The organism is Aeromonas rivipollensis, assembly GCF_010974825.1.
In the GTDB taxonomy this organism is placed as follows: domain Bacteria; phylum Pseudomonadota; class Gammaproteobacteria; order Enterobacterales; family Aeromonadaceae; genus Aeromonas; species Aeromonas rivipollensis.
In genome coordinates, this window is sequence record NZ_JAAILA010000007.1 from 134758 (window position 1) to 146382 (window position 11625).

The 11625-nt window shown below is 61.0% G+C and carries 10 protein-coding genes and 1 tRNA gene; 4 read left to right on the top strand and 7 right to left on the bottom strand.

Annotated elements, in window-relative coordinates; translation table 11 throughout:
• Positions 1 to 65: 65 nt before the first annotated feature.
• From G4923_RS04310 to G4923_RS04330, 5 genes are all read right to left on the bottom strand, one after another.
• Positions 66 to 650: an ash family protein gene (locus G4923_RS04310; RefSeq protein WP_163135662.1), complete on the bottom strand. Its 585-nt coding sequence runs from the start codon at positions 648 to 650 to the stop codon at positions 66 to 68.
• A gap of 14 nt (positions 651 to 664) precedes the next feature.
• On the bottom strand, positions 665 to 1078 hold the full coding sequence (locus G4923_RS04315) for a hypothetical protein (protein WP_163135664.1): 414 nt from the start codon (positions 1076 to 1078) through the stop codon (positions 665 to 667).
• Positions 1079 to 1088: 10 nt separating this feature from the next.
• Positions 1089 to 1298: a helix-turn-helix transcriptional regulator gene (locus tag G4923_RS04320; RefSeq protein ID WP_139406556.1), complete on the bottom strand. Its 210-nt coding sequence runs from the start codon at positions 1296 to 1298 to the stop codon at positions 1089 to 1091.
• 244 nt (positions 1299 to 1542) lie between these two features.
• Positions 1543 to 2751 carry a tyrosine-type recombinase/integrase gene (locus tag G4923_RS04325; protein ID WP_076361844.1) on the bottom strand — a complete coding sequence of 403 codons (1209 nt, stop codon included), beginning with the start codon at positions 2749 to 2751 and terminating at the stop codon, positions 1543 to 1545.
• A gap of 261 nt (positions 2752 to 3012) precedes the next feature.
• Positions 3013 to 3097: transfer RNA gene (locus tag G4923_RS04330), tRNA-Leu, on the bottom strand.
• A gap of 142 nt (positions 3098 to 3239) precedes the next feature.
• Here G4923_RS04330 and G4923_RS04335 point away from each other — a divergent pair.
• Positions 3240 to 3758, top strand: a complete 519-nt coding sequence (locus tag G4923_RS04335) for an RDD family protein (protein WP_162520007.1) — start codon at positions 3240 to 3242, stop codon at positions 3756 to 3758.
• A 176-nt stretch (positions 3759 to 3934) separates the two neighbouring features.
• Here the strand turns inward: G4923_RS04335 and lptG are convergent, their stop codons facing one another.
• Together lptG and lptF are read right to left on the bottom strand one after the other, a co-directional pair.
• A complete protein-coding gene (gene lptG / locus G4923_RS04340) occupies positions 3935 to 5005 on the bottom strand; it encodes an LPS export ABC transporter permease LptG (protein WP_106885041.1) in 1071 nt (356 codons plus the stop codon).
• A 134-nt stretch (positions 5006 to 5139) separates the two neighbouring features.
• A complete protein-coding gene (gene lptF, locus G4923_RS04345) occupies positions 5140 to 6252 on the bottom strand; it encodes an LPS export ABC transporter permease LptF (protein WP_162627317.1) in 1113 nt (370 codons plus the stop codon).
• Positions 6253 to 6424: 172 nt separating this feature from the next.
• Here lptF and pepA point away from each other — a divergent pair, with 172 nt between their 5' ends.
• From pepA to G4923_RS04360, 3 genes are all read left to right on the top strand, one after another.
• Positions 6425 to 7936 carry a leucyl aminopeptidase gene (pepA, locus tag G4923_RS04350; RefSeq protein WP_041206455.1) on the top strand — a complete coding sequence of 504 codons (1512 nt, stop codon included), beginning with the start codon at positions 6425 to 6427 and terminating at the stop codon, positions 7934 to 7936.
• A 249-nt stretch (positions 7937 to 8185) separates the two neighbouring features.
• Entirely contained in the window at positions 8186 to 8641 is a 456-nt protein-coding gene (locus G4923_RS04355; protein ID WP_025325629.1) for a DNA polymerase III subunit chi, read from the top strand.
• Positions 8642 to 8706: 65 nt separating this feature from the next.
• Entirely contained in the window at positions 8707 to 11559 is a 2853-nt protein-coding gene (locus G4923_RS04360) for a valine--tRNA ligase (protein WP_163135672.1), read from the top strand.
• Positions 11560 to 11625: the final 66 nt, after the last annotated feature.

Here is an 11625-nt window from a genome sequence, read left to right on the forward strand (position 1 = left end):
CTCAATGCGCAGGGCATCGGCAAACTGCTCGAGCAGTGCCTCTAGGCGGGATGGAGTGGATTGGGTCATGCGGCCACCCCCTTGCTAGGGGTGCGGGACATAAACACCAACGACAAGCCAGGCAAGTTGGCGCGGGCTTGAGCCTCGGTATTTGCGATGATGGCGATAGTGCGGATACGCCGAAGCTCGGCCAGGCGACAGACGCGAGGACGCTGGATCAAGAAGGTGAAGATTTTGGGTAAAGCAGGGGTGGGGACAGTAGCCATGATGGCAGCCTCCTTTCTGGTCAGATTGTCTCTGCCACAGGAAGACGCCAATCTCCAACTGGTGGCAGCCCGGACGAGGTTGGCGTAACTGGTCAGAAAGGAACCCAGCGCCCCTTGCGGAGCCCTCGCCCGAACCGCCATAACACGGCAGGCACCGCCAACCAGGTAGGCCAGCAGCGCCCCAAGAAATGGGGATCGAGTACCGACAAAAAACCACGCGAGAGCGTGGGTCGGCTCCTGTCTGAATATCGAGACGCCAATCTCGGCAGCGGATTTTGCCGTTGCGAGAAGAATCGTACTCTGTTGGACGTTGTGGGACAAGCCCACCCCTTGGAATTTGGGCAAGGCTTCGCCCTGGGCAGTGAGCCCATATTGTTCTTTCATGGCATACCTCGGGGTTAGGCGGCGGGAGGGAGGGGGGTGACTGCCGGCGTGCGAGCGCACAGAGTGGCGGCGTAGTCATCTGCCAATGGGGCAGCCTGGCGTTGGTGTCGCCAGTGGTTGATCAGAGCCACCAGCTTATGGGCTTGCTCACGGTCGGCCAGCCAATAGCGCTTGAAGCGAGTGGTCCCGCCGCCACTATGCTGGTGCTCAAAGAACGCATCGGTGATAGCTACCCCGTGGTTTCGACGGAGTAGGCCGATGCTGTTGCGCAAGTTGAGGTCATGCAGCCCAGCCAGGCCAGATAAGGCGCTAACACCCTGGGCTCCCTGCTCCAGTAGGTGGGTGGCGACCAATTCGTACTTGGTGATATTCTGGCCCTGCTCAAGCTGGGTCGTGCCGTTCGCGGTGCGGCCTTTTTCTTTTTGCATCTTCTCCTCCTTACGCAGCTTGGCCTTGAGCGTTGATCCACTCGTGAACCTCTTCACAGCGCCAGGCGGTGACCCGGGCTCCCAGCTTGATTGGCTTCGGGAACTTGCCTTCACCAACCATCCTCCACAGCGTTGACTTGCTGAACGGCAATGGACCCACCTTGCTGGCCGTGGTCACCAGTTGTGCCTCTCGAATAAACCCTGTTTCCGGTATTGTCATGTGAGTTCTCCTGAAATGAAAAAGCCCGACACAGTGGTCGGGCTTAAGAGGGATAAAAGCAGTTGTCGATGATGAGTGGAGCTGGTTTTGACTTGTTATCCTCCAACGTAAAAACCCGGCACGATGGCCGGGTTTGGATATGAAAAAGGCCCAATCTCGAGAGAATGGGTCATGATGGGGAAATCCTAACGCTGGTGTGATAACGAGTCAAGCAGTCGCTTAGCGTGTCACCCCCTCCTACCTCTTACCCTGCTCTGTGGAAGTTCACCGGACGAACATTGCCGCCCTGTTGTGACTCATAGAAGTCAGCAAGCCACTGCAAGAGCTTGCGGCGGTCATCCAGGTACTCGGCCCTATGGTAGGCCGCCCGCACCTTGTTGCGCTCAGCATGGGCAAGCTGGCGCTCGATGACATCCGGATCAAAGCCCTCCTCGTTGAGGGTGGTGGATGCCAGCGCCCGGAAGCCGTGTGGGGTGGCAATCCCCTTATAGCCCATTCGTCCCATGGCATAACTCAGGGTGTTCTCGCTCATGGGGTCAGTCAGCTTCCGCTCGCTCGGGAACAGCAGCTCACAGTGCCCGGTTATCTGGCGCAGCTCCTCAAGCACAGCAAGTGCCTGCCGGGAGAGAGGTACGATATGGGGTACCCGCATCTTCATCCGCTCAGCCGGGATCCGCCACTCGGCTCGCTCCATGTCGAACTCATCCCAACGAGCAAAGCGCACCTCACCAGGGCGGGTCATCGTCAACATCAGCAGGTGGAAGGCTAGGCGGGTTGCAGGGTTCAACGGTTCAGCAGCCAAGCGCCGGTAAAACTCCGGCAGTTCAGCCCGCGGGAGTGCCGGCCGGTGTTCCTGCTTGGTGGCCCTCAGTGCCCCTTTCAGATCTTGGGCTGGGTTGTAGCTGGCCCGTCCAGTCTGGATTGAGTAACGCATGACAGAGCTGATCCGCTGCAGTACCCGTCCAGCTGTCTCGGTGGCTCCCCTTGCCTCAACCTTGCGCAGAGCATCCAACATGATGGGCGCTGTCAGCTCAGCAACCGGCACCAACCCCAGATCGGGAAAGGCATCCACTTCCAAAGACTCGATGACCCGCTTGGCATGACCTGGGCTCCAGCGGGCTAACTGACTCTGGTGCCACTCCCTGGCTATGGCCTCAAAGCTGTGTTCACTGGCGAGCCGGCTGGCCACCTTGCTCTGCTTACGGGCAAGACTGGGGTCGATACCCTCTGCCAGCTGCCTGCGAGCCTCCTCTCGCTTAGCCCTCGCCTCTTTCAAGGAAACCTCTGGGTAGACACCCAGAGCCAGCACCTTCTCCTTTCCAGCGAAGCGGAACTTGAGGCGCCAGTATTTCCCTGACGAGGTGATCAGCAAAAAGAGGCCCTTTTCATCAGACAGCTTCTGCTGCTTGCCATTGAACTTGGCTTGTCGGGCGGCGGTATCGGATAGCGGCATGGGGGTATCTCCCGTTTTAACTTGGGGGTACATGGCTGACGCTGGGGGTATAAGCCACCACCTCACAGGCCAGGAATGGCGCGGGATAGCGGACAGGTGGGGGTACTTTTTACCCCTACTGGGATTAGTACCCCCAGAGATACCCCCAATAATGGGGGGATGTCATGAGGCTTTATGATACGACGAGAGACAACAAAAAACCCGCAAGCCTTACGCTATGCGGGTTTCTGGTCTGCCGTGATACGGCATGAAACTGTAATATGGTGCCCGGGGTCGGACTCGAACCGACACGTCTTGCAACGGCGGATTTTGAATCCGCTGCGTCTACCGATTTCGCCACCCGGGCAACTGCGAGGGATTATACGAATGGCGTTTTGGCATGCAAGGTGTTTTTCTTGCGCAGCCACCGTTTGCTCAATTATTCAACGCCTTGCCGATGTTCGGCCAGTTACATAGAATGCCCGCATCATATTAATGGAATAATCATCATGGCCAAGCGCAAGACCCCCTCCTCTCTCCAGCCCCCCCCCCAGCACCAGCACCCTTCGGCCGGCCTGCTGCGGCGCCTGGGTGCCCTGCTCTATGACTACCTGGTGGTCATCGCCTTGCTGATCATCGCCGGTTTCATCGGCATGGGGGTAGCCTACCTGCTGCTGGCCACCGGGATGGCAACAGTCCCCGAGGGCAAGGATGCGGCCTGGCTGCTGACCAGCCCCCTCTACAGCGCCTGGCTCGCTCTGGTGATCTGCGGCTTCTACACCTGGTTCTGGACCCGTGCCGGCCAGACCATAGGCATGCGTGCCTGGCGTCTGCGCATCCAAAATCTGGACGGCAGCAACATTCGCATCACCCAGGCCCTGATCCGGCTCGCGACCTCGGCCTTCGGCCTCGGCAACCTGATGTGCGTGTTCAATCGCGAGCGGCCCCGCGCCTTCCAGGACATCTGGGCCGAGTGTGAAGTTGTAGTGCTGAGCAAGCAGGAGAACCTGGAGCAGCTGAACAAGTGACCCAGTGAGTACGAGATGAGAAACAAGAAGGGCACCCACTGGGTGCCCTTCTTGTTGGCTAATACAGGCCGCTACTGCTTGCGGCTCAGGATGTAGAAGGAGATGCCGCCAAACAGCAGACTGGGGGCTATGGCCGCCAGCATAGGGTTGGCACCGCCGCACTTCTCATTCTCTCGCTACTGCTTGCGGCTCAGGATATAGAAGGAGATGCCGCCAAACAGCAGACTGGGGGCTATGGCCGCAAGGATGGGTGGCACCGCATACACCAGGCTGACGGGGCCGAATACCCGGTCGCTCACATAGACGGCGAAGCCGGTCATGATCCCCATCAGCATCCGGGCTCCCATGCTCACCGAACGCAGCGGGCCGAAGATGAAGGAAGAGGCGAGCAAAATCATGGCCACCACGGAGAGCGGTGACAGCAGCTTGCGCCACATCTCCAGCTTGTAGCGCCCGGCATCCTGCTTGTTGGCATCCAGATAGCCGATGTAGTCCCGCAGCCCCGAGATGGGCAGGTTCTCGGGGTCTATGCTCACCACCCCCAGCTGTTTGGGGGTCAGCTCGGACTGCCACGCCATCTCGGCATGTTTCTCGTCAAGGATCTGCTTGGGATCGTCGAAACGGGTGATGTGCACCTGCTTGAGCAGCCAGTGATGCTGCTCGAACACCCCCTCCTGCGCCTGGACCACGTCGATCAGGTTGCGAGACGGGGTGAAACGATACAGGGTGATGCCGGTCAGGGCGCCGTCGTTGCGCACTCCGTTGATGTTGACGAAGTTGTTGCCATCCCGCGCCCAGACACCGTAGGCCGAGACGGTCAGCCGCCCTTCCGACATGGCGCCCGCCTTGATGTCATCCGCCATCCGCTTGGCGGCCGGGGCCACGTATTCGCCCATCAGGCCTACCAGCAGCATCAGGGGAATAGCCGTCTTGAGCGCCGCCATGACGATGCTGATCTTGGAGCGGCCCGATGCCTGCATCACCACCAGCTCCGAGCTGGTCGCCAGCTGGCCGAGGCCAATGAGGCCCCCCAGCAAGGCCGCCAGGGGGAAGAAGAGCACAGCCTCCTTGGGCATGGAGAGCAGCACGAAGTAGAGGGCGTTGAGCATGTCGTAGTTGCCCTCCCCCACGGCCCTGAGCTGCTCCACATATTTGATGAGCGCCGCCAGCCCGACCAGGGTCAGTTCGCACAGCAGGATCGACATGAAGATGACCCGACCGATGTATCTATCGAGAATGCCGAACATCAGCCGAGACCCCTATCTTGTAGCTTCATGCTGATTTCTCCTGCAATGCGGTGCACCAGATCGGCATCAAAATGACCCGACTGTCATAACTATCGAGAATGCCGAACATCAGCAGAAACTCCTATGTTGCAGCATCATGCTGACTTGCCTTTGAAAAAGTGGCCCTTGACCCCGTTCCACCAGCTGGTGCCCTGCAGGTTGAGCGGCACCCCGATCAGCAGCAGATAAATCAGCGGCACCAGGAACATGCCGGGCCAGTGGGGCAGACGCCCGCTGTCGATGGCCGAACGAGCGGCACTGAGCAGCAGGAAATAGGAGAGATAGAGCAGTATGGCCGGCAGCAGCTTGGCATAACGCCCCTGGCGGGGGTTGACCCGGGCCAGCGGCACCACCAGGAAGGTGAGCACCAGGATGGAGAAGGGCAGCGACAGGCGCCACTGCAGCTCGGCCATCAACTGGTTGCTCTGGGTGCCGAGCAACTCCAGGGTCGGCTTGGCCGCCGCCTTGCGGTTGGATCGCTCCATCTCCTGCTGACGGATCACCAGGCTGTATTCGCTGAACTCGGAGACCTGGAACTGCTTGCCGGTGAACTGGCCCTCGTAGCGGGAGCCATCCCTCAGGGTCAGCCACTGCAAGCCGTTGCTGTCGGCCGTCACCTGTCCCTCGTTGGCCACCACCACTGAAGGGGGCGAGCCCCCTTCGGCCCGCTGCAGCACGAAGATCTTCTGCAGCTCGGAGCCCTTGTCGTTCAGATCCTGGATGTAGGCCACCAGGCGTCCCTTGTCGAGCTCCATGAAGCGACCGGCCTGCAGGAAGGAGATACCCGGATCGGCCTTGAACTCGTCGATCACCTGGTACTCGCGCTCCTTGGCCTGAGGGGCTATCCAGCCGGTGTTGAAGGCCGCCACGGCGGCCGTCAGCAGAGCCAGCAGCAGGGCGCTGCCCATCACGAAGCGGTGGCTGAAGCCCACCGCATGCATCACCGTCATCTCGCTTTCCGCATACAAACGACCGTGAGCAAACAGAATGGCTAAAAACAGACTGATAGGCAGCATCAACAGGGCCATATTCGGCAGGTTGAGCAGCAGCAGGGTGGAAACCAGGCGCGTCGGCACCTCGCCATCGGCGGCGTCGCCAATGATCTGGATAAATTGCTGGCTGACGAAGATAAGCAGCAGTACGAACAGCACCGCCAGCTGGGTTTTCAGGGTCTCCCTGAACAAATATCGGAAAACGATCACAGTCATTCCCAAGTAAACTTGTGTTTTTAGTCGAATGCCTGAAAAATAGGGCCCTATATTGGATTTTTACCAGTTTGAACTGCGGAGCCTGTGGCTGTTCGCTCCGCCTCTGATACCCCAACAAGCACCGCATTATTCAATAAATGGTGCCTTTTGTCTTTAGGATGTAGGAGATTCCATGGAGTTCAGTGTAAAGAGTGGCAGTCCTGAGAAGCAACGCAGCGCCTGCGTCGTGGTCGGCGTTTTTGAGCCTCGCCGCCTCTCTCCGGTTGCCGAACAGCTGGACAAGATCAGCGACGGCTACCTCAGCTCGCTGCTGCGCCGCGGCGATCTGGAAGGCAAACCAGGCCAGATGCTGTTGCTGCATCAAGTACCGGGCGTGCTCAGCGAGCGCGTACTGCTGGTCGGTTGCGGCAAGGAGCGGGAACTCGACGAACGCCAGTACAAGCAGATCATCAACAAGACCATCACCACCCTGAACGAGACCGGCTCCATGGAAGCCGTCTGCTTCCTGACCGAGCTGCACGTCAAGGGCCGGGATACCTACTGGAAGGTGCGTCAGGCGGTGGAAACCACCAAGGCGGGCCTCTACAGCTTCGATCAGTTCAAGACCAACAAGGCCGAGCCGCGCCGCCCGTTGCGCAAGCTGGTCTTCAACGTGCCGACGCGTCGGGAACTGACCATAGGCGAGCGCGCCATCACCCACGGCCTGGCCGTGGCCAAAGGGGTGCGCATCTGCCGCGACGTGGCGAACATGCCGCCCAACGTCTGCAATCCGGCCTACCTCGCCTCCCAGGCCCGCCGTCTGGCGGATGCCTATGACAACATCACCACCAAGGTGATAGGCGAGCAGGAGATGGCCGAACTCGGCATGAACTCCTACCTGGCGGTGGCCCGCGGCTCCGAGAACGAAGCCATGATGGCCATCATAGAGTACAAGGGCAACGCCGATGCCAAGCCCATAGTGCTGGTGGGCAAGGGGCTGACCTTCGATTCGGGCGGCATCTCCATCAAGCCGGCAGACGGCATGGACGAGATGAAGTACGACATGGGCGGCGCCGCCTCCGTGCTCGGCACCATGCACGCCCTGGCCCAGTTGCAGTTGCCCATCAACGTCATAGGCGTGCTGGCGGGCTGCGAGAACATGCCGGGCGGCAACGCCTATCGCCCGGGTGACATCCTCACCACCATGTCCGGCCAGACCGTCGAGGTGCTCAACACCGACGCCGAGGGCCGCCTAGTGCTGTGTGATGCCCTCACCTATGTGGATCGCTACGATCCCGAAACCGTCATCGACGTGGCGACCCTGACTGGCGCCTGCATCATCGCCCTGGGTCACCACACCTCGGGTCTGCTGGCCAACCACAACCCCCTGGCCCACGAGCTGCTGAACGCCTCCGAGCAGGCTGGCGATCGCGCCTGGCGCCTGCCGCTGTTCGACGAGTATCAGGAACAGCTGGAAAGCCCGTTTGCCGACATGGCCAACATAGGGGGCCGCCCGGCCGGCACCATCACGGCCGCCGCCTTCCTGTCGCGCTTCACCAAGAAGTACAACTGGGCCCACCTCGACATCGCAGGGACCGCCTGGAAGAGCGGCAAGGATAAAGGCTCCACCGGTCGCCCCGTGCCCCTGCTGACCCAGTTCCTGCTCAATCGAGCCGGCGTGGCAGACGTTGAGGATAAAGAGTAAAACCATCCTTGCCCGACAGTCCGTTGCCCCTGCCGAGCCAGCATTTTCCTGCTCAATCGAGCCGGCGTGGCGGATGTCGAAGACAAGGAGTAACCCCTCTCTTCGGATGCCCGCATCAGGGGAGTGGTACCACAAGGAAGAGGCCTGCCTCTTCCTTGTTTCATTGAGAGAATCCGGGAAGACCGTGCCTGGCACGGCTCCCCGCAGACGGCCAATCGCTGTCCGTCACAGCCAAACGGGACCAACCTGATGAGCCAAGTGACCTTTTACCTGATGAGTGAGCCGGACGACGCGCAGGCGTCTGCGGTCGAACGCCTCGCCTGCCAGCTGGCGGCCGATGGCTGGAGTGCCGGCCACCTCTATCTGTTTTGCAACGACGAGGCCCAGGCCCTGCGCCTGGACGAGCTCTTGTGGCAACTGCCACCGGATCGTTTCGTGCCGCACCAGTTGCAGGGGGAGAGCGGCCAGGCCCCGGTGGAGATAGGCCATCAGCCGCCGAAACGGCGCTATGCCCGCCTCATCAACCTGGCCGAGCAGACACCTTTGTTTGCAGGACACTTCGCTCAAGTGGTAGATTTTGTCCCCACTGACGAAACGCAAAAGCAGCAAGCCCGCGAGCGCTACAAGCACTATCGCCAGGCGGGCCACACCCTCGAAATGAGGGATCAGCCCGTCCTTGCCGCACCGGATCCGGCGCAGCCCTGACTGCGCCACCCTCGATCCACGACGACTCAACACCAGACTCCATCCATCCAGAATACGGCGAGACCATGGAAAAGACTTTTAATCACAACGCCATCGAACAGGCGCTCTATCAGCACTGGGAAGCCCAGGGTTACTTCAAGCCCCACGGCGACACCAGCAAAGACTCCTTCTGCATCATGATCCCGCCGCCGAACGTCACCGGCAGCCTGCACATGGGTCACGCCTTCCAGCAGACCCTGATGGACACCCTGATCCGCTACAACCGCATGCAGGGCAAGAACACCCTGTGGCAGGCGGGCACAGACCACGCCGGTATCGCCACCCAGATGGTGGTTGAGCGCAAGATCGCCGCCGAAGAGGGCAAGACCCGTCACGACTACGGCCGTGATGCCTTCATCGACAAGATCTGGCAGTGGAAGGAAGAGTCCGGCGGCACCATCACCCACCAGATGCGCCGCCTCGGCGACTCCGTGGACTGGGAGCGCGAGCGTTTCACCATGGATGAGGGCCTCTCGGCGGCCGTGCAGGAAGTCTTCGTGCGTCTCTACGAAGATGGCCTGATGTACCGCGGCAAGCGTCTGGTGAACTGGGATCCCAAGCTCAACACCGCCATCTCCGATCTGGAAGTGGAAAACCGCGAGATCAAGGGCCACATGTGGCACCTTCGTTACCCGCTGGCCAACGGCGCCAAGACCGCCGAAGGCCAGGATCACCTGATCGTCGCCACCACTCGTCCGGAGACCATGCTGGGTGACACCGCGGTCGCCGTGAACCCGGAAGACCCGCGCTACAAGGCGCTGATCGGCCAGCACATACTGCTGCCGCTGGTGAACCGTCTGATCCCCATAGTCGCCGACGAACACGCCGACATGGAAAAGGGCACCGGCTGCGTGAAGATCACCCCGGCCCACGACTTCAACGACAACGAAGTGGGCAAGCGCCACAACCTGCCGATGATCAACATCTTCACCCTGGACGCCCACGTGCGCGCCGAGGCCGAAGTGGTCGACACCAACGGCAACCCCAGCACCGCCTATGACGCCGCCCTGCCGAGCGAGTTCGCCGGCATGGAGCGCTTCGCCGCCCGCAAGGCCATCGTCGCCAGGCTGGACGAGCTGGGCCTGCTGGCCGAAATCAAGGATCACGTGCTGCAACAGCCCTACGGCGATCGCGGCGGCGTGCCCATCGAGCCCATGCTGACCGACCAGTGGTACGTGCGCGTGGCGCCCATGGCCAAGACCGCCATCGAGGCGGTGGAAGATGGCCGCATCCAGTTCGTGCCCAAGCAGTACGAGAACATGTACTTCTCCTGGATGCGCGACATTCAGGACTGGTGCGTCTCCCGTCAGCTGTGGTGGGGTCACCGCATCCCGGCCTGGTATGACGACGCCGGCAATGTCTACGTGGGCCGTGACGAGGCGGAAGTACGTGCCAAGCACAGCATACCGTCCGTGACCACACTGCGTCAGGACGAAGACGTGCTCGACACCTGGTTCAGCTCCGCCCTGTGGACCTTCTCCACCCTGGGCTGGCCGAACAACACAGAGGCGCTCAAGACCTTCCACCCGACCGACGTGCTGATGAGCGGCTTCGACATCATCTTCTTCTGGATTGCCCGGATGATCATGATGACCATGCACTTCATCAAGGACGAGAACGGCCAGCCGCAGGTCCCGTTCAAGACCGTCTACATCACCGGCCTGATCCGCGATGAAGAAGGCCAGAAGATGTCCAAGTCCAAGGGCAACGTGCTGGATCCCCTCGACATGATCGACGGCATCTCCCTGGAGGATCTGCTGGAGAAGCGCACCGGCAACATGATGCAGCCGCAGATGGCCGAGAAGATCGGCAAGCGCACCGCCAAGCAGTTCCCGGAAGGGATAGAGGCCCACGGCACCGACGCCCTGCGCTTCACCCTGGCGGCGCTGGCCAGCACAGGTCGCGACATCAACTGGGACATGAAGCGCCTGGACGGCTACAACAACTTCTGCAACAAGCTGTGGAACGCCTCCCGCTACGTGCTGATGAACACCGAAGATCAGGATTGCGGTCTGCACGGTGGCGAGATGCAGTTCAGCCTGGCGGATCGCTGGATCCAGTCCCAGCTGCAGGTGGCCATCCGTGACTTCCGTACCGCGCTCGATACCTACCGCTTCGATATCGCGGCCGGCGTCTTGTACGAATTTATCTGGAACCAGTTCTGCGACTGGTATCTGGAGCTGACCAAGCCGGTGCTGGGCAAGGGCTCAGAGGCCGAGCAGCGCGCCACCCGTCACACCCTCGTCACAGTGCTGGAGACCCTGCTGCGTCTGGCGCACCCCATCATCCCCTTCATCACCGAGACCATCTGGAAGTCGGTGGCCCCGCTGGCCGGTGTCAACGCCGACACCATAATGCTGCAGGCCTTCCCCCAATTCGATGCCGCCAAGGTAGACGATGCCGCCATGGCGGATCAGGAGTGGGTGAAGGAGTTCATCGTCGGCATCCGCAACATCCGCGCCGAGATGAACGTGGCCCCGAGCGTCGCCCTCAACGTGCTGCTCAAGTGCGATGGCAAGGACGCCCAGCGCGCCGGTGACAACGAGGCCTTCCTCAAGTCCTTGGCCCGTCTGGAGTCCATCCGCGTGCTGGCGGACGGTGAAGTCGCCCCCCTGTCAGTGAAGAAGCTGATCGGTGCCACCGAGCTGATGATCCCGATGGCGGGTCTCATCGACAAGGAGGCCGAACTGGCCCGTCTGGCCAAAGAGGTTGCCCGTCTCGTCGGTGAATGCGGCCGTATCGAAGGCAAGCTCGGCAACGAGGCCTTCGTGGCCAAGGCGCCGGACGCCGTCATCGCCAAGGAGCGCGAGAAGCTGGAAGATTACCGTCTCCAGCTGACCAAGCTGGAAGCCCAGCAGGCCGAGATCGCCGCCCTCTAAGTGGCCCTCGCCAGTCCAAAAAGCCCCCGTTTATCGGGGGCTTTTCATTTTCCGCCCCCGGATGAC

Excerpts from the sequence above, each read along its gene's own strand:
- G4923_RS04315 (WP_163135664.1), bottom strand. The coding sequence starts at position 1,078 with ATGCAAAAAGAAAAAGGCCGCACCGCGAACGGCACGACCCAGCTTGAG.
- lptF (WP_162627317.1), bottom strand. The coding sequence starts at position 6,252 with ATGACTGTGATCGTTTTCCGATATTTGTTCAGGGAGACCCTGAAAACC.
- G4923_RS04355 (WP_025325629.1), top strand. The coding sequence starts at position 8,186 with ATGAGCCAAGTGACCTTTTACCTGATGAGTGAGCCGGACGACGCGCAG.
- G4923_RS04335 (WP_162520007.1), top strand. The coding sequence starts at position 3,240 with ATGGCCAAGCGCAAGACCCCCTCCTCTCTCCAGCCCCCCCCCCAGCAC.
- G4923_RS04310 (WP_163135662.1), bottom strand. The coding sequence starts at position 650 with ATGAAAGAACAATATGGGCTCACTGCCCAGGGCGAAGCCTTGCCCAAA.
- G4923_RS04320 (WP_139406556.1), bottom strand. The coding sequence starts at position 1,298 with ATGACAATACCGGAAACAGGGTTTATTCGAGAGGCACAACTGGTGACC.
- G4923_RS04360 (WP_163135672.1), top strand. The coding sequence starts at position 8,707 with ATGGAAAAGACTTTTAATCACAACGCCATCGAACAGGCGCTCTATCAG.
- pepA (WP_041206455.1), top strand. The coding sequence starts at position 6,425 with ATGGAGTTCAGTGTAAAGAGTGGCAGTCCTGAGAAGCAACGCAGCGCC.
- G4923_RS04325 (WP_076361844.1), bottom strand. The coding sequence starts at position 2,751 with ATGCCGCTATCCGATACCGCCGCCCGACAAGCCAAGTTCAATGGCAAG.
- lptG (WP_106885041.1), bottom strand. The coding sequence starts at position 5,005 with ATGTTCGGCATTCTCGATAGATACATCGGTCGGGTCATCTTCATGTCG.